Raw genomic sequence first — 18,470 nt, 5'->3', positions numbered from 1 at the left:
TGCGGCTCAGGCGATCCCCGCACCGTTCCTTCATCCTGAGCTGTGATCGCCTTCCTGACGTTGTAGTTGGAGTTTGCGATGTACACGAATCTTGCCAAGACCCTCTTGACCGCTTCCTCGCTGGCCATCGGCCTGTGCAACCTGGCGTATGCCGGGCTGGGCGGCGATCGTTCCTCTTTCACCACCACCGCGGCGCAGGCCGGCATGTCTGCCTGCAAGGGCGGCAAGTTCGATCCGTACCAGGACGGCCTGCGCACCAGCAAGCCGGATCCCTACACCGACGGCGCCCGGATGGATCAGCGCGACCCCTACACCGATGGCGCCCGCATGGGTCAGCGCGACCCGTTCACCGATGGGGCCCGGATGGGCGCTGCCGGTGGCGGATGTCTGCTGCGCAACGCCTGACCGCGGATAATGCGCCGGGCACGGTATGCACCACGTCTGGCTTTCCGCACTTCGCGGGGCCAGCTGGCCGTGGTTTTGCCTGCACGCTGGGGATCGTTGACTAAGATTAGTCAATCGCCCGTTCCAAGCGGACGTGGTGAGCTATCGCCCCGGCGCCCTGCACCGGCCGTACCCTGTCCCGCGCGCGATCCCACCATGCCGATGCTGAAGCAGCAGATACGCCTTTGCACCAGCCTTGACCGGGTGCGACTGGCGTATGCCATCACGGGCAGCGGACCGCCGCTCGTGAAGGCCGCCAACTGGATGAGCCACCTCGAATTCGACGTGGGGAGTCCGGTCTGGAGCCACATGCTGTGCGCGCTGTCAGAGAACCACACGCTCGTGCGCTACGACGAACGCGGCTGTGGCCTTTCTGATCGCCACGTGGAGGACCTGTCCTTCGAGGCGTGGCTGCGTGATCTCGAAACCATCGTGGACGCCACCGGCGTCGATCATTTCCCCTTGCTGGGCATTTCCCAGGGCGCGTCGATCGCCGTGGCGTACGCGGTGGCGCATCCCGAACGGGTGAGCCACCTCGTGCTGCACGGCGGCTACGCCCGGGGGCGCCTCAAGCGCAACCTCGGGGCCGAGATGCGCGAGGAAGCCGAGCTGATGGCGCGGCTGGCCGAGCTGGGCTGGGGGCAGGAGAACCCGGCCTTCCGCCAGTTCTTCACCACGCAGTTCATCCCGGGCGGCACGGCGGAGCAGCACCGCTGGTTCAACGAGCTGGAGCGCGTGTCCACCTCGCCGGCCAACGCGGCGCGCTTCATGCGCATCTTCAACGACATTGATGTGGTGGAACTGCTGCCGCTGGTGACCTGCCCCACGCTGGTGCTCCACGCCGTGCGCGACGCGCGCGTGCCGTTCGACGAAGGCCGGCTGATCGCCAGCATGATCCCGAACGCGCGCTTCGTGCCATTGGAGAGCGGCAACCACCTGCTGCTGGAGACGGAGCCGGCATGGGACCGCTGGCTCGAGGAAGTACGCGCCTTCCTGCCCGCGCCGGTGCCGGTCGACGACCCGGCGTTCCACACCTTGACCCGGCGCGAGCGCGACATTGTCGTGCTGATCGCGCAGGGCCGCGACAACGCACAGATCGCCGCCTACCTCGGGCTGTGCGAGAAAACCGTGCGCAACCACATCACGAGCATCTTCTCGAAGCTCGAGGTGGAAAACCGCTCGCAGGCCATCGTGCTCGCGCGTGAGGCCGGGTTCAACCGGTCGCGCGCGTAAGCCGGCGGACCTGCCGGGCGAACAATCAGGAGACTCCCATCATGACGACTACCCCCGACGCTGCCGCTGCCCCGGCGACTTCGCCCGACCTTGCCGCCCTGAAAGGCCGCCAGCAGGTGGCCTGGGCCAGCGGCGACTATGCCGTGATCGGCACCACGCTCCAGATCGTGGGCGAGCAGCTTGCTGAAGCCTGCGACCTGCGCTGCGACGAGCGCGTGCTCGACGTGGCCGCCGGCAACGGCAACGCCACGCTGGCGGCGGCGCGCCGTGGCTGCATCGTGACGTCCACCGACTATGTCGGCGCACTGCTGGAGCGCGGCGCCGAGCGCGCCAAGGCCGAGCGGCTGGAGGTCTCCTTCCAGCAGGCCGACGCCGAGGCGCTGCCCTTCGACGACGCGAGCTTCGACGCCGTGCTCTCCACCTTCGGCGTGATGTTCGCCCCGGACCAGCCCAAGTGCGCCGCCGAGATGGCGCGCGTGACCCGGCCCGGCGGCCGCATCGGGCTGGCGAACTGGACGCCGCAGGGCTTCGTCGGCCAGATGTTCAAGACGCTGGGCGCCTACGTGCCGCCTCCGGCGGGGGTGTCGCCGCCGTCCAAATGGGGGGTGGAGGAGCACCTGCGCACGCTGTTCGCACCGCATGGGGTCGATGTCCGCGTGACGCCGCGCCAGTTCAACTTCCGCTATCGCTCGGCGGCGCACTTTATCGAGGTGTTCCGCACGTGGTACGGCCCGGTCCACAAGGCGTTCGCCTCGCTGCCGGCCGACAAGGCCAGCGCACTGGAAGCCGACCTGACCACGTTGCTCAACAGCCTGAACGTGGCCGGCAAGGATTCGATGGTGGTGCCGAGCGAGTACCTGGAGGTGGTGGCGACGAAGCGGTAGGGGGGCGGGCGCGGTCGCCCACCTCCCGAAAATCTCCTTGACATACAGATCTGTCTACTCCACGATAGTAGACAGATCTGTCTCATTCCGGCGCTAGCCAACCCATCGTCAAGGAGCTTCGATGTCGACCCAACCCGAATCCCGTCCGCCGTTTCCGCCCTTTACCCGCGAGAGCGCCGCCCAGAAGGTCCGGGGGGCCGAGGATGGGTGGAACAGTCGCGACCCGGCGCGCGTGGCGCTGGCCTATACCGTCGACAGCCAATGGCGCAACCGGGCGGAGTTCGTCACGGGGCGTGCCGCGATCGAGGCCTTTTTGTCGCGCAAGTGGCAGAAGGAGCTCGATTACCGGCTGATCAAGGAGTTGTGGGCGCACGATGGCAACCGCATCGCGGTGCGATTTGCGTACGAATGGCATGACGACTCGGGCAACTGGTACCGGTCGTATGGCAATGAAAACTGGGAATTCGACCAGAACGGTCTGATGCAGCGGCGCTTTGCCTGCATCAACGATGCCCCGATGCGCGAGGCGGACCGCAAGTTCCACTGGCCGCTGGGCCGCCGCCCCGATGACCACCCGAGCCTGAGCGACCTGGGGCTGTAAGCGAGTAAAAGCCGGCAGGGGGCGGAAGCGGCATCGCGCCCCGCCCGCATCTGCCGGCGCCGGCTTACTGCATGGTGTCCAGATTGCCGATGCGGACCAGCATCTCGGTGAACATCTGCATGTCCAGGTTCAGGTCGGCCACTTCCTTGTACTCCTTGGCGTTGTGCGCGGTGTACTTCTTGCCGGGCATGGCCGGGCCGAAGTTGATGGCGTTCGGCATCAGCTTGGCCGTGGTACTGCCGGCCGTGGGCACCGGCTTGGCTTCGAGCCCGGTGGTGTCGCCGTAGATATTCAGCAGGGTAGAGAGCCAGGCGCCCTTGGGGTCACGCGCCATCCAGTTGCCCTGGTCGTGCTGGATCTCGACCGCCGTCTGCGTGGCGCTGGCCCAGGCGTTGATCCTGGTCGCCACCCGGGCGCGCAGTTCGTCGGGGGTGGCGCCGCGCGGCATACGCACGTTGGCGGTGACTTCAAGCTTGCCGTTGCGCTCGCGGATCAGCGTGGGCGACATCGTCAGCGGGCCCATGAAATCGTCCCGATAGCCCACATCCATCTTCTCGCCCAGATAGCCGGTGCCGTACAGGTCGCCGAGGTAGCGGATGGCGCGCGCGTACTGGTTGTCCGCGAACGGCACGCCGGCGCCTTGCAGGAACAGCGCCAGGCGCGGTACCGGGTTCACGCCTTCTTCGGGCCGGGAGCCATGGGCCGACGAGCCGGTCACCTTGACGTCCACGCCGCCGGCGCCCGGTGTCACGTCGATCGAGAACTTGCCCTGCGCGGCATGCTGGGCGATGAACGGCTCGCGCGCCTTCTCCAGCGCGGCAGCCACGGCGGCCGGATCGCCGCCCGTGATGCGTGCCGTGGCGGTCTGCGGAATCGCGTTGGCGGACGCCGCGCCAGCCATTGCCACGATGGCGGGGGCCTTGCCGTCCATCGGCCGGTCCGCGAAGCGCACCGTCAGCGCGCCCGAGCCCTTCTCGGCCACCACCGCCGGGTACTTGCTGTCCAGCACGATGTTGTACGCCGGCAGCGTGGTGTGCGCCTGGTAGTACTTCATGCCGTCGCCGCCGGTTTCCTCGGTGGTTTCGATCATCAGCCGGATCGTGCGGGCCAGCGGCACGCCGCTTTCGCGCACGGTCTTCATCGCGTACATTGCCGCCGCGATCGAACCCTTGTCGTCAATGGTGCCGCGCCCGTACAGGTAGTCGCCCACGCGGGTCACCTTGAACGGGTCGAGCTTGGTGCCATCGTCGAGCACCCATTCGTCGGCCACCACGGGCACTACGTCGGCGTGCGTGAGGATGCCGAAGGTGTCCGCGCCGGTGCCGGGCAGGATCACCTCGAACACGCGGTTGTCCACGTTGCGATAGGTCAGGCCGAAGTCCCGGGCCATGCGTTCGACCACCTTGCCGAACGCGATGATGGCGGGGTTTTCGTGCTGCGGCACCTTTTCGTCGCGCACGGTGCGGATCGCCACCATCTCGGTGATGCTGTCCAGCACGGTGGTTTCGTTGTGGAGCCGGTTATAGACACCGAGCAGCCGGCCGATGTTGACGAGATCGTCGCCCTTGAGCGGCTTCTTCGCCCGGTAGGCCCGCACGGCCGGGGCCAGCTTCGGCTCGGTCTTCACGGCGGCGGTCAGGAAGGCGTTGAAGCTGGCCGGCGGCTTGGCCGACTGGCTGGCGACCAGATGGTCCAGCGCGGGCTTGGCCAGCGTCTCGGCCAGCGCCGCGCCGGGGATCGACATGGCGAGCAGCGGGGCGAGCAAGGCAGCCAGCAAGGCGGCCCGCAGGGGGGAGGTCGGCACGGCAGGCAGGCGGTTCATCGATGTCTCTCGTACGGGTCTTGTGATGGATGCGCATGATAGCAGCGCCTCCATCGCCCGCGTCGACCGCGCCGGGGGTCAGGCGGCGTCGTGCCGGCCCATGATGCGGGTGCCCAGTGCCATGCCCCAGCGCACGAGTTGCGCGCCAGCTGGCAGCTGCGTGCGCTCCCACTGGGACAGCGCGGTGTCGATGCCACCGCGATTGGCGTGCAGCGCACGCCCCAGCGCCACCGCATTGCCGGCCGCCTTGCCCGCGCCGGCGCCGGTATGGGGGCGTGCGACGAAGGCCGCGTCGCCGGTCAGCACCACGCGGCCGAACACCATGCGCGGGGCCTCGTAGTCGTGGATCAGTTGCAGGAAGGGATCGGGCGTGCCGGTGACCAGCGCGGCGAGGTCCGGCGCGAGGTCGCGCACCGCCGCGTGGCGCAGGCCATCGATCTCGCCGTCGCGCATGACGCCCGGCGGGAGCGAATGGAGGTGCTGGTGCCCCACGCGGTCCCGCAGCGCCGCGTCGCGCGCCGGGCCGCTTGGTAATGGGCGATACCAGACCCAGTTCTGCCGGCGCTGCCCCGGGGCGGTCTCGCCGTTCTCGCCGGGAATCAGGTAGGTCAGCAACTGGTGGCCGTGCCCTTCCTCGAAGGCGAAGTTGTTGTGCAGGAGCTGGCGCGTGGCGTCTGGCAGGGCCGACTCGGGCAGCACGCCGCGCCAGGCCGCGTAGCCGGCGTAGGCCGGTGCGGCGCCGGGCAGCAGTTGCGCGCGCACGGTGGAGAGCGGCCCGTCCGCCGCCACGAGCAGGTCGGCGGTCTCCGTGCGGCCCGACGCGAAGCAGGCGGTCACGCGCGCGCCATGCTGGCGCAGCGCCAGGAAGGTCTCGCCCGCATGCACGGCGCGGGGGCCGAGCGCCTGCCGCATGTGACCGTACAGGCCGTTCCAGGCGATCTGCGTCTGCGGCATGTAGACGCGGCGCACGTCGCCGTCACGCGTGACGAAGATGCGGCCGCCCGAGGGCACCCCGAAGTCCTCGGGCAACGGCACGCCGGCAAAGCCGAGTGCGTCGGCCACATCGGGCTGCAGGACGAGGCCGCCGCCCCGGCTGTCGAGCGCCTGGGGCGAGCGTTCGAACACATCCACGTGCCAGCCGATGGCGCGCAGGCAGAGGGCCGTGAACAGGCCGCCGAGAGAGCCGCCGATGATCACGGCGCGAGGGGTGGAGGTTGGATGCATGGTCGTCAGGGAGGTGGAGGCGTCTTCGCATCGTAGGGGCGGGCCCGGATGCCGCCAATCGGCCACAGGTTTGCGGCGTGTGACACGAAGGTATAGGCACCCGCCCTAGCGGCGTTCCAATCGACAAAAAGCCGGCGGACGCGCCATCCTCGCAGCACCGGCGTGCCAACAATTCGCTCCGAGGGGGTCCTGTTCCCGTATTCAAGGAGTTGTCATGAATATCCAGTCGCGTTCATCGGCGGGACGGCCGCTTGCCGCCGCGTGCGCCGCTGCCTGTGCGATGGCGGGCCTCGCCGCCGTTGTCGGGCACTGGTGGATCGAGGGGCGCCATTTCGAATCCACGGATGACGCTTATGTGGCCGGCAAGATCGTGGATGCCGCGCCGCGCGCTGCCGGCGCAGTGGTGGCGATCGTTGCCCCGGACACGCGGGGCGTGCCATCAGACGCGGTGTGGGTCGATGCGCGGTTCAAGAAGCACCAGCTTGCGCGGCTGCGCGCCGGCCAGCCGGTGACGTTGTACGCCGACGCATATGGTGCGAAGGTGCGCTATCACGGCACGGTGGCCGGATTCTCGGCAAGGAACGGTGCGGCGCTCACGCCGCAACCCGCCCACGGCGCCATCTGCCAATGGATCAAGCCGCCGCAGCGGTTGCCGGTGCGCATCGCGCTGAACCGGGCGGAACTCGCCGCCCATCCGCTGCGTGTGGGGTTGTCGATGTACGTGACGGTAGACGTGCGTACGCGGACCGGGCAGGACCAGGTGGTATCGAACCAGAGGCCGCTAGCGTAGCGCGCGCTGCCAGATGGCGACGGCAGCGATGCCCAGGCAGATGACGGCGACCACCGCCAGCATGTTCGCCGACGCCACCAGCACGGCCTGCTGGTCGATTAACTGCGACAGCGTGGCCAGCGCGGTGGCGTCGAGCGGGGCGGGCAGCCCGTAGGGCGTGACACGGCCAATGAGGTGCGTGCGCGCCACGGCTTCCCCGGCCTGCAGCCACTGCCCGGCCAGTCCGGTGCCGCCCATCAGCGCCACCTGCCGGAGGATGTTCTTGAACTGGTACGCGTGGGGGAAGTCCTCGAGCGAGGTCTCCATGAAGGTGAGTTTGGCGACGAGGATCAGCGTGAACGGCAGCGCCACGCTTTGCAGCAGCAGCGCTGGCAGGACGGCGGAGACGGGCAGCCCGTCCGACAGGCGCGTGGCGAACAGCCACGCCGCCGCCGCCGTCATGCCGTAGCCGAGCGCCAGGTAGCGCCGCGCGCCGGGCAGGCGCGATCCCATCAGCATGAAGGCGACGCCGGCCACCAGCCCGCCGAGCGCCGACAGGGTCAGCACCATGCCGGTGGTCTCGAACGTGAAACCGAGGCCGAGCTGCATCACGTTGGAGACCGTAAAGGTCCAGAGTCCACTCAGGCAGGCAAAGATCGAGTAATAGGCCAGCCCCGTGAAGTAGCGGCGGCCGTTCAGGCGGCGCGGGCTGAGCCAGGCGTCCGGTGCGCGGTGCAGCCGGATGAAGGCGAGCACGACGACGACCAGACCGGCCAGCGGCGCGGCGGCCACGCGCAGGGAGTCGCCGGTGGCATAGAGCCGCAGCGAGGCCAGGCCATGCACCAGCACCAGCGCGCCGGCGCCGACCAGCAGCACGGTGAGCCAGTCCATGCCGGCCACGTCGTCGAGGTCCGGCGTGCGTGGCGGGCGGGCGCGGTGCGGGTAGACGCAGAACACGAACAGGGCCGTCAGCGCGGCCAGCAGCGCCTGCACGAGGAAGATCATGCGCCAGCCGGTGTCGAGCATCAGCGTGGCGGTCAGCCAGGGCGCAATCGCCGGCAGGCCAATCGTGCCAATCACGAAGCCCGTCAGCAGCCGTGGGCGCTCCGCCGGCGTGGCAATCAGCTGGATCAACACGCGCGACGCCGAGAACAGCCCGCCGGCGCCCAGCCCCTGCACCGCCAGTGCCGCGGACAGCTCCGCGACGTTGGACGACGCGGCGCACAGCAGGCAGCCGACGAAGGCGATGACGAGGCCGAGCAGCGTGAAGCCGCGGTAGCTGAGATCGTCGGCGAGGCGCCGCGTCAGCAGGTTGGCGACGATGGCCGCACCGGCATACGCGGTCAGGCACCACAGGAAGTCGTCGGGCGTGGCGTAGATGCCGGCGCGGATGTGGAGCGTCCCGGTGGCGAGCATCGACGTGGCGACGAAGTCCACGCCCGTTGCGCAGCCCAGCGCGAGGCCCAGCCACTGCACGCGCGCCCGGGACAGCTCGGGGAGCGCCTCCAGCGGTACCGCGTCAGCCGGCATGCCGCGCAAGAGGAAGCGTGAAGGGGAAGGCGATTCGGGACATACATCTCTCCGGGGATCAGGCCGGCATCCGGCAGGTCTCCAGCTTAGGCGTGTCCCGCCGCCAGCACACTCGTCCCCGCGCATGGGGGCGCCTGTGCATCGGTTTGTGACGACTATCCCCGGGTATGGAATGTCTGGAATGTGCGGCGGCTGGCGCTCCGGTCCCTCACCCGCCCAGCGGCCAACACAGCGGCAGCGTGAACGAGAACTCGGTGCCGTGCGGCGTGCGCGCCGTGGCGCGGAGCCGGCCCTTGTGGGCTTCGACGATGGAGCGGCAGATGGCCAGCCCCATGCCCATGCCGTTCTCCTTGGTCGTGTAGAACGGCTCGAACACCTGGTCGATGGCGCCCTCGTCGAGACCCGCCCCGGTGTCCGAAACGCTGACTTCCAGCATGTTGTCGCCGGCGATGCGCGTGCCCATCGTCAGCAGGCGGGCGCGGTTGGTGATGTCGCCCATCGCCTCCACGGCATTGACCACGAGGTTCAGCAGCACCTGCTGGAGCTGCACGCCGTCACCGAACACGCAGAAGGCGTCGGCATGCAGCGCCAGTTGCACGGACACCTGCCGGCGTTCGATCTCGCTGCGCGAGATGGCGAGGATATGGAGGATGGACTCGTGCATGTCCACCTCGGCCAGCACGGGCGCGGCGTTGCGCGTAAGCCCCTGCAGGCTGCGGATCATGTCGCCGGCGCGCTGCCCCTCGCTGGCGATGGCCTGGAGGCCCTCGCGCGCATACTCGATCTCGGGCTTGCTGCGCGCCAGCCAGCGCAGGCTTGCGCCGGCGTTCGAGACGATGGACATCAGCGGCTGGTTGATCTCGTGGGCGATGGAGGCCGTGAGCTGGCCCACCGTGGTGGCACGCGCCACGCGCGCGAGGTCGGCCTGCGCGTTGCGCAGCGCGTCGTCGGCATGGCGGCGCGTGGTCACGTCCGTGACCGTGCCGACGTACTCGAGTATCTCGCCGTCCGTCACCAGCGGCTTGCCGATGCCTTCCACATGGCGGACCGCGCCGTCGCCGCGCACGATGCGGTACTCCAGGTGGATGGGCACCTTGTCGGACACGCACTGGACGATGGTGTGCAGCGCGGCGGCGCGGTCGTCGGGATGCATCCGGGCGCCGAAATCCTCCAGCGCGAAGTGGGCGCGCGCCGTGTCGAGTTCGAAGATGCGGCGCATCTCGTCGGAGCAAGAGATCGCTTGCAGCCGCAGGTCCCAGCGCCAGCTACCGGTGTGGCTGACGCTCTCGCCCATGCTCAGCGAGGCCTGGCTCGCACGCAGGGCGCGTTCCACTTGCTGCCGGCGGTCGTTCTCGGCCAGCAGGTCTTCGTAGAGCCGTGCCGTGCGCAGCGAAATAGCGGCCTGCGAGGCGATCAGTTCGAGCACCTCGGTCTGCTCGGGCGTGAAGCCGTCGCCGAGCAGGCGATTTTCGAGGTACAGCGCGCCGATCAGCGTGTTGTGGCGCGACATCGGGATGCAGATGGCCGCGCACTGCGTGTGGGCCGCGAAGTAGGGGTCGAGCCCGAACGGGTTGGTGCCGGTCGCGTGGCCCACCATCACCGGTCGGCCGGTGCGGATGACGGTGTGGAACATCGACATCGGCAGGTCATCGGCGGCGGGGGCGCCCTGCGCCAGCTGCACGCGGATACCGGCGGGCGAGGTGTGGGCGCGCGCCTCGATGATCGGCGCCTTGCCATGGAGGCGGATCAGCAGCCCCCGCTGCGCGGCGGCGTATTCGAGCGTGATGGTCATCAGCGTGTCCACCAGCTTGTCGAGCCGGATCTCGTCGGTCAGCGCGCGCGAGGCGCGGATCACGCTTTCCACGTCGCGGATGCGCTTGCCGTTGGCGAGCACATAGGCCGGGCCACGCCCCGCGTCGAACAATTGCGGGTAGGTGGCGGCCATGTGGCGAGCCTTGCCCGTCGCGCCCCATTGCCGATAGCGGTCATGCGCCGCGCGCAGGTGGCCGCGTGCGGCGGTGGTCAGGCCGGCCGCCATGCAGTAGTGGCCGGCGCGTTCGTGCGCCAGCGCGGCCGTGTGCACGAAGCCGTGCGCCGTGGCGTGGGCGATGGCCTGCTCGTAGCGCGTCATCGCTCCCAGTCCGTCGCCATCGAGCCGCGCCAGCTCCGCTTCCACGAGCAGCGCCTTGTCGGTGAAGGTGAGCGGATTGGCGTCGGCCCAGCGGCGCAGCTTGCTGGCGTCCTCGGTAAGCGTGGCGCGCGCCGCCGCGTCGGGCGTGCTGGCGGCCAGCGTCAGCGCGCGATAGAGATGGAAATCGACCTGATGGATATGGGCCGGCGCGGACCACGCGAGCGTCCCGGCCGTCTCCAGGCTCGCGGCGGCTTCGGCGTGCCTGCCAGCCAGGTATTGCAGCGTGGCGCGATAGAGCCAGTACCAGAACTCCAGCGTGGACATGCGCTCCCGCGCCGGCGTGCGGGCGAGGTCGTGGCCGTCGAGCGCGGTGGGCGCGTCGGCGCCGAGCGGGAATTCGGCTTCGCGCAGCCCGTCGACAAAGCGCTGTTGCAGCAGCAGGATGGCTTCCACGTCGTGGAAGCCGGTCTGCCGCACGAAGTTGAGTCCGCTGGTGATTTCGGCGGAAACCTCGTCGAGCGTGTCGCCGCGTGCGAGCCGGTTGCTCACCAGATGGCAGCAGAGGAAACACGCCGTGGTCACGTCGCCGTTGGCGACGCCGGCCGCGAAGCCCGCCCGGGCGCAGTCGGTCGAGTAGCCCAGCGGCTGCGTCCACACGCTGAGCTGGTCGAGCGGCAGCAGCGTGCGGGCTTCATACGCGACGTAGCCATGCCGCGTGACCAGTTCCCGCGCCATCTCGCCGTAGCGGAAGCCGTCCTCGTAGGCCGCGAAGCGGTGGCAGACCAGCACGCCGAGCCAGCCCAGCGCAGCGGTGGACGGGCCGCTGATGCCGTGCGCGAGCGTCAGCCACATCATCTCGCACAGCTCCAGGAAAACCAGGTGCTCGTCGACGAAACTGGCGGGCACGGAGAGCGCGGCCAGCAGCGCCATGGCCGCCTTCACATCGGGGTCCGACATCTGCGGAAGGTGCGCCAGCGCCTTGAGTCCAGGGCGATCCAGCCGCGCCCCGATGGCCCGGTAGGCGGCGTTGGCGTCCGCTGCCGATGGATGCGCGGACAGCGAAATGCCGAACATCCGCAGCCCCCGGATGGCCGTTTCCACCGCCAGCGCGTTCTCCGAGCGCCGGGTATGCAGTTCGGTCTTGAGCCGGTAGACCTCGGCGAGCTGGCGGGCGGGCGCGTCGGCATCGAGCAGCGTTTCGGCCAGCGTCAGCGCCTCCGGTAGCCGGCCTTGCTGGAGCAGGCACGCGCAGCGCTCGCGCAGCAGCGCGAATTCCACCTCGCCGGCACCGGCATGGCCTTGCACACGCGCGGTGCGCACGAAGGCGAGGCCGGCGGTGACGGCGTCCAGCGCGGCCGGATAGGCGATGGCGCGGCGTGCGCGCGTGGCGGCGGCCAGGCTCAGCCGCGCGGACTGGATGGCCTCGTCGGCATCGGTGATCAGCTCCACCACCTGCGCCAGCATCTCGGTGGCGCGGAACAGGGTGTCGTCGCGCAGGGTGCCTTCGGCCGTATCGGAGGCATCGCGCAGCAGCCGGCCTACGCGCAGGTGCACGCGGTCGCGCTCCTCGGGCGTCAGCAGCGCGTGGGCGGCCTCCTGCACGCGGTCGTGCGAGAACACGTAGTGGGGCTCCTGCAGGCCGATGGCGTCGGCGGCGCGCGCCGGGGCCAGCAGGGCGTGCAGCGCCCCTTCCTCCACCTCGAACGCGGCGCAGACCAGCGCCACGTCGGACTGCCGGCCCAGGCACGCCATGCCGCCGAGCAGTTGGCGCGTGCGCGGCGGCAGCCGCTCCAGGCGCTGGAGCACCATGTCGGCGACGTTGTCGGTGTAGGCGTGCTGCGCAATGCGCTGGAAGTCGTACTGCCAGCTGCCCTCGTCGGGCGAGTAGGTGACGAGCCGGTCATCGACCATGGTCTTGATGAACTGGCCGACGAAGAACGGGTTGCCGAAGGTCTTGGCGTGGACCAGTCCCGCCAGCGGCTGGAGGTCGCGGCGGCGGGCGCGCAGCGTTTCGGCCAGCAGCGCGCCGACAGCCTCCACGTCGAGTGGTTGCAGCGCGAGGTGGTGGTCCTGCGGGCGATCTTGTGGGGGATCTTCCGATCGACCGTCTGATTGACCCAGCGCATCGCCCGCCGCCCGCGTGCTGCCCACGAGCAGCAGCGGCAGCGGCGTGGCGCAGTCCAGCAGGCGCGCCAGTAGCTGCCGGGAAGATGGGTCGAGCCACTGGAAATCCTCGATCACCAACACCAGCGGACGCTCCGGCAGCCCGAACGTGCCGACGAGGTTGCGCATCGCCAGATCGAAATGCACGGCCGTATCGGCGCCGCTCCCCCTCGGCGGGGCGGGCAGCGGGCCGGTCAGCGCCGCGAGCGCGGGCGCGATGCCCACGGCGGTGCGCGCATACGGGCCCAGGCCGTGGCTGACGCGCGCCTGCCAGTGGCGCACGCGCTCCTCGGGCTGGCCGAGGATGTCGATGACCAGCCCGTGGAAGGCTTCCGCGATAGCCGCGTAGGGGGTCTCGTGCCGGAACTGGTCGGCCTTGCCCACCGCGCAGCAGACCTGCTGCTGGCGCAGGCCATCGACAAACGCCCGCATCAGGGCGGACTTGCCGATGCCGGACGGCCCGCTTACCGTCACCAGCGCATGCTGGCCCGTGAGGGCGACGTGCGCGTAGGCTTCGGCGAGTTCGCGCAGCTCGGCGTCGCGGGCGTGGAGCCGGTCCGGCAGTTCGAGTTCGGCGGGCTGGTCGCGGCGGCCCAGTTCGAAGACGTCGATGCGGCCGAGCGTGCTCCACGCGGCCCGGCAACGCCGGATATCCGCTTCCAGCCCCGCCGCGGACTGGTAGCGCCGGCTCGGGCGCTTGTCGAGCAGCTTCATGATCAGCAGCGACAGCGCTTCCGGCACGCCGGCCGCCAGCCGATGGGGCGGCAGCGGTTCGCTGGCCACGTGGGCGTGGATCCACTCGTTGGCGTCGGCCGGATCGCGCGCGGCGAACGGTAGCTGGCCCGTGGCCAGGCGGTAGAGCACCACGCCGAGCGAATAGAGGTCGCTGCGCGCGTCCAGCCCGTTGCGGGTGCAGCCGGTGTGCTCGGGCGACATATAGGCCAGCCCCTCGCTCCCGGCCAGCGTGTGGGGCGCCAGCGCGTCGGCGATGTCACACTGCTGCGCGGCGGCCAGCCCGAAGCGCGTGAGCCGGCACCGGCCGTGCGCGTCGACGAGCAGGGCCGACGGCATGATCGCCTTGTGGATCAGCCCCGCCTCGTGCGCGGCGCGCAGGGCCTGGCTGGCACTCTCGGCAACGGACAGCAGCCGTGTCACCGGCAGCGGCGCGGGCGGCAAGTTCGCCAGCGGCACCGCGCCGGTGTCCTCGTACACCAGTGCCACGCCGCCCTGGTACTGCACGCAGGCGCGCGGCACCATCGCCCAGGCCGGTTGCAGCAGGGCGACGAGACCGAATTCATTGTGGAACCGGCGCACGGCCTCGCCCTCGGTGAGTACCGACGCCGCGTGCGCCACCAGCAGGGTGCTGCCATCCTCGACGTGGAAGCCGCGCGAGAGCGCGACGATGCCGTTGTGGCAGAGCGGCGTGAGGGCGTACTCGTCCAGCGATACTGCGGCGGCCTGGCTTGTGTCGTACGGCGTCATCGTGAGGCGTCTATTGCTGGCCGCCGCACCGGTGGGGCTGGTGCGGACAACGGGGCGGGGGTGGGGCGTTGCGCCGCGCTAGGCGCCGGGATCTTCCGGGGCGGGCGCCAGCGCGCGCTCGATGCACGCAATGATAGCCGTGTCGAGGAAAGGCTTGTGCAGGAAGCATGCCGCGCCGGCGGCCACGGCGCGGGCTTCGTAGCCCGCCTGTGCGAACGCGGTCATGAAGATCACGGGCATGTGCAGGTCGCGCGCCCGCAGGGCCTCGCACAGCTCGAACCCGTTCATCTCGGGCATCTGTACGTCGGTTATCAGGCAGGAAACCGTATCGAGGGCGGCCGATTGCAGCAGTTCCTCGCCGCTGCCGTACAGCGCGACGGCGAGGTCGAACGAGCGCACGAGCCGTCCCAGGGCGTGTCGGACCGACGCGTCGTCGTCGACGATGGCGATCACCGGGGTGGCAGTCACACGGGATTCCTTGAGTAGTCCGGAGCGATGACGGGGCCGATTCGGGGCCCCCATCGCTTGCTCACAGCATACTGCCAGGCGGGCGCGGCCCATATCATACGGTGGTATTGTCGGCGCCCGTCCCACACGGCAGCCGCGCCGGACCGCGCCGGCGGACTCATACCTAGGTATGTCTTGCAGCGCTTCAGAAATAGTGGCGCATGCCCAGGGCAAAGGTCTGCGGATCGGCCCCCGCGCTGACGCCAAGCTCGTTGATGGCGAAGTCGTAGACCGCGTTCGGGCGGTTGTTGATCCGGCTATACCAGGCGAACAGGGCCGTGCGCTTGGAGAGCGGGTAGTCGTAGCCAACCGTCACCTGCGTGGCGCCCGTGCCGGAGCCGCTCCGGAAAAAGCCGACGGTGTCCGTGGACGAGCCCGTGCCATTGGCGGCATAGGCGAAGCCGATCCGCACGCTGCCGGGGCCGAGCTGCTGCACCAGCGAGGCATAGTAGCCGTTGCGCTGGAGGTCGCCGGTGTCGGTGCGGTAGTGCAGGTGCTCGTAGATGGCGGAGACGCGCGTGCCGGCGAACAGCTGGTAGGCCACGCCGACCTTGATGGCGTCGTCGTTGCGGCCGGCGGCCTGGTAGTGCTGGTGCACCTCGTAGGCCAGGGTGGCGTTCAGCGGGCCGCGCTCGTAGACCGCCGCCGCCGAGTACAGCGCCGGATTGCGCGCCACGGTGGTCTTCTCCTCCGGCAGCCCCCAGCCCAGCCAGACGCTTACGCCACCGAACTGCGGCGAGCGATATTGCACGATGTTCTTCTGGCGGCGATCGAACGAACTGGTGTCCTGCACGTTGTCCGACGAGGACGTGGAGCCGTTGCCGATCAGCGCCATGTAGCCGGCGGTGGTCGGGTAGTACGGGTCGTAGGCCGCCGTCGACTCGGTATAGGGCGTCTGCCAGTGCCCCATGAACAGCAGGCCGTAGTCGCCCTGGAGGCCGACGCGCGAGTTGCGGCTGGCGATCTGGCCCTGGCCGGTATCGAGCGACAGGTTGCTCTCGATCTGCCACAGCGCCTTCAGGCTGCCGCCGAGACCTTCCTCGCCGCGCAGGCCGAACACGGAGCGGTAGTTGGTCTGCCGCACCACGCTGCCCAGCGCGGTGCCGTCGGTGGCCGTGCTGGCGCGGCTATATTCGATGGCCGTGTTGAGGCGGCCGTAGATGGTCACGGAACTCTGCGCTGCGGCAGGCCCGCCGGCCACGCACAGTCCCAACCCCAACCCCAACCCCAGCGCGGCGACGCGCGGCGATACAAGACGTCGGTACGGCATGGGGTCAGCGCTGGCTCTCGTTGGGGTTGGCGGCCTCGGCCTTGTTGGCGGCGGTCAGCGTGCTGGGCGGCGCGCCGGTGATCTTCGGCACGCATTCGCTGTGGAACCACGCGGCGGTGACCGGCTCGCCGGCCAGCATGCGCTTGATCGGCGGCACGACCTGCTCGCCGATCAGCATGCCCAGCAGGCCGATCAGTGCCACCACGGGCGGCGCCGGGGAGCGCACCTGCATCAGCGCGTAGATGATGCCGACGAGAATGCCGGCGCCCAGGGAGACGAGATAGAGCTTCATGATGGTCTCGATATGAATGGGAGGGGTCAGACAGCCGGCTTGCCCGGGGGCAGGCCAACGCCCAGCAGGTGGCGCACGCGGGGCGGCGTGGCGCCGGTGTGGTAGCGCGTGACATCGCGCTGGAGGTCGGCGTCGGCGTGGTGCACGCGCTCGTGCTGGCGCATGTGTTCGGCCCAGGATTCGACCAGGAACCACTCGGTCAGCAGTTCGGGGTCGGCCGGGTCCTCCATCACGCCCCAGTTGAACGCGCCGTCGCGCAGGCGCTCGTCGGACAGCTTGTGCACGGCGCGCAGGAAGGCGTCGCGGTCCGCGGCGGTGACGCAGTACTCGATCAGGATCATGACCGGGCCACGGTCCTGGGCGATCTCACCCGCCATCTCCGGCTGAGGCCAGTGCCGTGCCGGGACAAGGTCTTCCTCGCCCTGCGGCAGGCGCAGGCGGTGCAGGAGCAGCGCTGCCACGACCAGCCCCGCCGCCGCTATCAGCAGCGCGTTCGGCGTGCCGGTCTCTTGTGCCACGAAGCCCCACAGCAGGCTGCCGCCGGCCATCGCCCCGTTGAACACCATCTGGTAGACCGCCAGCGCACGGCCGCGCACCCAGTTCGGCAGAATCGCCTGCGCCACGCCGCCGAGCGTGGTCAGCGCGGAAATCCATGCCGCACCGAGCAGCAGCAGCAGCGGCAGGGCGATCCAGACCGGCGGCGCCACGGACAGCACCGCCATGACGCCCGCCGTGACGAGGGCTGAGAGCAGCACCATGCCATCGGCATCGAGCCGGCGTTGCAGCTTGGGCATGATCAGCGCGCCGAGGATGGCGCCGGCGCCCACGCCGCCCAGCAGCACGCCGTAGAGGCTGGCGCCCCCGTGCAGCAACTGCTTGGCGACCAGCGGCAGCAGCGCCCAGATGCTGCTGCCGAACGCGAAATGGACGGCGGCGCGCGCCAGCACCACGTGAAGTTTGCTGTGGGCGCGCGTGAAGCGCAGGCCGGCGCGGAAGGCGCCGAAGAAATGCTCGCGCAGCGGGTCGGTGGCGCGCTCGGGGCGCTTCCACCAGAGCAGCGCGGCAATCACGAAGATATAGCTGAGCAGGTCCAGCCCGTAGGTGGTGGCCGCGCCGAACGCGGCCAGCAGCAGGCCGCCGGCAGCAGGCCCGATGGCGCGCGCGATGTTCACGCCCAGCGCGTTGAGCGCCACGGCGCGCTTCAGCTCCTGCATCGGCACCAGTTCCGGCACGATCGACTGCCACGTGGGCCCCATCATGGCCGCGCCGATGCCGCCGGCGAAGGCCATGGCGATCAGGATTTCGATGGTCAGCGCCTGCTTCAAGGCGAGCAGCATCAGCGTGCCGCTGACCGCCGCCATGCCGAACTGGATGACGATCAGGAAGCGGCGCCGGTCGAGGATGTCAGACAGCACGCCGGCCGGAATGGCCAGCAGGAACACGGGCAGCGTGGCGGCGGCCTGGATCGTGGCCACGGCGGCGGGGGAGGAAGAAAGGTCCGTGGCCAGCCATGCGCTGGCCACGTCGCGCATGAAGCTGCCGATGTTGCCGAGAATGGTGGCGGCCCAGAGCACGGCGAACGTGCTCTGGGCGAGCGGGGCGAAGGTGCCGCCGGCAGGGCTGGCGGCGGTGGTGGAGGAGCGGGAATCGGCCATGGAATCAGTGTCTGCGGAGGTCTTCCCACGCCACGAGCACGAAGGCCCCGGCCAGGCCCAGATGCTCGAAGAAGGCGTTGGCGAGCATGAAGCGGGCTTCGGTCGGCGCGCTCCAGAAGCGGTTGGCCATGAACGTGGCGGCGACCGTGAACACGGCCAGCGCCAGCGCGCCCAGCCAGCGCCAGCGGCCGAGCAGGATCAGCGCGGCGGCGCCCAGCTCCAGCACGATCGTGGCGACGGCCATGGGCACGGCCGGCGTGAGGCCGAAGTGCTCCATCTCGGCCACCGCGCCGGGGAAGTCGAACAGCTTGACGAGGCCGCCCTGGATATAGGCGCCGCAGAGCAGCAGTAGCGCGACCCAGCGCACCCAGCGCGGCAGGATGCCCGAGCCGGCCGTGGCCGATCTCATCGAGGAAGTGGTATCAGCCATGGCCGGTCTCCGGTCAGCAATCAAGGAACAGGG

General features: G+C 69.8%; 14 protein-coding genes. 5 read left to right on the top strand and 9 right to left on the bottom strand.

What is annotated here, in order from left to right; all coding sequences use genetic code 11:
* Positions 1-78: 78 nt before the first annotated feature.
* The 4 genes from AC1DP9_RS09535 (at position 79) to AC1DP9_RS09520 (ending at position 3,162) form a co-directional block, all read left to right on the top strand.
* A complete protein-coding gene (locus AC1DP9_RS09535; RefSeq protein ID WP_092294799.1) occupies positions 79-405 on the top strand; it encodes a hypothetical protein in 327 nt (108 codons plus the stop codon).
* 195 nt (positions 406-600) lie between these two features.
* Complete coding sequence (locus AC1DP9_RS09530; RefSeq protein ID WP_092294801.1) at positions 601-1,677, top strand: alpha/beta fold hydrolase; 1,077 nt, start codon at positions 601-603, stop codon at positions 1,675-1,677.
* Between the two features lie 41 nt (positions 1,678-1,718).
* Positions 1,719-2,561: a class I SAM-dependent methyltransferase gene (locus tag AC1DP9_RS09525; protein ID WP_477107184.1), complete on the top strand. Its 843-nt coding sequence runs from the start codon at positions 1,719-1,721 to the stop codon at positions 2,559-2,561.
* Positions 2,562-2,682: 121 nt separating this feature from the next.
* Positions 2,683-3,162 carry a nuclear transport factor 2 family protein gene (locus AC1DP9_RS09520; RefSeq protein WP_092294806.1) on the top strand — a complete coding sequence of 160 codons (480 nt, stop codon included), beginning with the start codon at positions 2,683-2,685 and terminating at the stop codon, positions 3,160-3,162.
* A gap of 64 nt (positions 3,163-3,226) precedes the next feature.
* Here the strand turns inward: AC1DP9_RS09520 and AC1DP9_RS09515 are convergent, their stop codons facing one another.
* Positions 3,227-4,984, bottom strand: a complete 1,758-nt coding sequence (locus tag AC1DP9_RS09515; protein ID WP_477107183.1) for a dipeptidase — start codon at positions 4,982-4,984, stop codon at positions 3,227-3,229.
* Positions 4,985-5,062: 78 nt separating this feature from the next.
* Positions 5,063-6,208, bottom strand: coding sequence for an FAD binding domain-containing protein (locus AC1DP9_RS09510; protein WP_092294810.1), 1,146 nt, complete (start codon positions 6,206-6,208; stop codon positions 5,063-5,065).
* Between the two features lie 214 nt (positions 6,209-6,422).
* Here AC1DP9_RS09510 and AC1DP9_RS09505 point away from each other — a divergent pair, with 214 nt between their 5' ends.
* Entirely contained in the window at positions 6,423-6,998 is a 576-nt protein-coding gene (locus tag AC1DP9_RS09505) for a hypothetical protein (RefSeq protein WP_477107182.1), read from the top strand.
* Here the strand turns inward: AC1DP9_RS09505 and AC1DP9_RS09500 are convergent.
* The 7 genes from AC1DP9_RS09500 to AC1DP9_RS09470 form a co-directional block, all read right to left on the bottom strand.
* Positions 6,990-8,507 carry an MFS transporter gene (locus AC1DP9_RS09500; protein ID WP_092294814.1) on the bottom strand — a complete coding sequence of 506 codons (1,518 nt, stop codon included), beginning with the start codon at positions 8,505-8,507 and terminating at the stop codon, positions 6,990-6,992. The two genes, AC1DP9_RS09505 and AC1DP9_RS09500, sit on opposite strands and share 9 nt — an antisense overlap.
* Positions 8,508-8,715: 208 nt before the next feature.
* Positions 8,716-14,283, bottom strand: coding sequence for a trifunctional serine/threonine-protein kinase/ATP-binding protein/sensor histidine kinase (locus tag AC1DP9_RS09495; protein ID WP_477107181.1), 5,568 nt, complete (start codon positions 14,281-14,283; stop codon positions 8,716-8,718).
* Between the two features lie 78 nt (positions 14,284-14,361).
* Complete coding sequence (locus AC1DP9_RS09490; protein WP_255370819.1) at positions 14,362-14,751, bottom strand: response regulator transcription factor; 390 nt, start codon at positions 14,749-14,751, stop codon at positions 14,362-14,364.
* Between the two features lie 184 nt (positions 14,752-14,935).
* Positions 14,936-16,060 carry a porin gene (locus tag AC1DP9_RS09485; protein ID WP_477107180.1) on the bottom strand — a complete coding sequence of 375 codons (1,125 nt, stop codon included), beginning with the start codon at positions 16,058-16,060 and terminating at the stop codon, positions 14,936-14,938.
* Positions 16,061-16,064: 4 nt separating this feature from the next.
* Positions 16,065-16,352, bottom strand: a complete 288-nt coding sequence (locus tag AC1DP9_RS09480; protein WP_092294822.1) for a XapX domain-containing protein — start codon at positions 16,350-16,352, stop codon at positions 16,065-16,067.
* A 26-nt stretch (positions 16,353-16,378) separates the two neighbouring features.
* Positions 16,379-18,007 (bottom strand): MFS transporter, encoded by a 1,629-nt coding sequence (locus AC1DP9_RS09475; RefSeq protein WP_477107179.1) that lies wholly within the window; start codon positions 18,005-18,007, stop codon positions 16,379-16,381.
* A 4-nt stretch (positions 18,008-18,011) separates the two neighbouring features.
* Positions 18,012-18,437: a DoxX family protein gene (locus AC1DP9_RS09470; RefSeq protein WP_477107178.1), complete on the bottom strand. Its 426-nt coding sequence runs from the start codon at positions 18,435-18,437 to the stop codon at positions 18,012-18,014.
* Between the last annotated feature and the right edge of the window lie 33 nt (positions 18,438-18,470).

This window comes from Cupriavidus sp. 01L43 (genome assembly GCF_056399925.1).
Note: the sequence above shows the minus strand (reverse complement) of the source record. Positions and strands in the feature narration are given on the sequence as shown.

Coding starts and splice junctions, on each gene's coding strand:
- AC1DP9_RS09485 (WP_477107180.1), bottom strand. CDS start 16,060: ATGCCGTACCGACGTCTTGTATCGCCGCGCGTCGCCGCGCTGGGGTTG.
- AC1DP9_RS09525 (WP_477107184.1), top strand. CDS start 1,719: ATGACGACTACCCCCGACGCTGCCGCTGCCCCGGCGACTTCGCCCGAC.
- AC1DP9_RS09520 (WP_092294806.1), top strand. CDS start 2,683: ATGTCGACCCAACCCGAATCCCGTCCGCCGTTTCCGCCCTTTACCCGC.
- AC1DP9_RS09505 (WP_477107182.1), top strand. CDS start 6,423: ATGAATATCCAGTCGCGTTCATCGGCGGGACGGCCGCTTGCCGCCGCG.
- AC1DP9_RS09480 (WP_092294822.1), bottom strand. CDS start 16,352: ATGAAGCTCTATCTCGTCTCCCTGGGCGCCGGCATTCTCGTCGGCATC.
- AC1DP9_RS09470 (WP_477107178.1), bottom strand. CDS start 18,437: ATGGCTGATACCACTTCCTCGATGAGATCGGCCACGGCCGGCTCGGGC.
- AC1DP9_RS09535 (WP_092294799.1), top strand. CDS start 79: ATGTACACGAATCTTGCCAAGACCCTCTTGACCGCTTCCTCGCTGGCC.
- AC1DP9_RS09530 (WP_092294801.1), top strand. CDS start 601: ATGCCGATGCTGAAGCAGCAGATACGCCTTTGCACCAGCCTTGACCGG.
- AC1DP9_RS09515 (WP_477107183.1), bottom strand. CDS start 4,984: ATGAACCGCCTGCCTGCCGTGCCGACCTCCCCCCTGCGGGCCGCCTTG.
- AC1DP9_RS09495 (WP_477107181.1), bottom strand. CDS start 14,283: ATGACGCCGTACGACACAAGCCAGGCCGCCGCAGTATCGCTGGACGAG.
- AC1DP9_RS09475 (WP_477107179.1), bottom strand. CDS start 18,007: ATGGCCGATTCCCGCTCCTCCACCACCGCCGCCAGCCCTGCCGGCGGC.
- AC1DP9_RS09510 (WP_092294810.1), bottom strand. CDS start 6,208: ATGCATCCAACCTCCACCCCTCGCGCCGTGATCATCGGCGGCTCTCTC.
- AC1DP9_RS09500 (WP_092294814.1), bottom strand. CDS start 8,507: ATGCCGGCTGACGCGGTACCGCTGGAGGCGCTCCCCGAGCTGTCCCGG.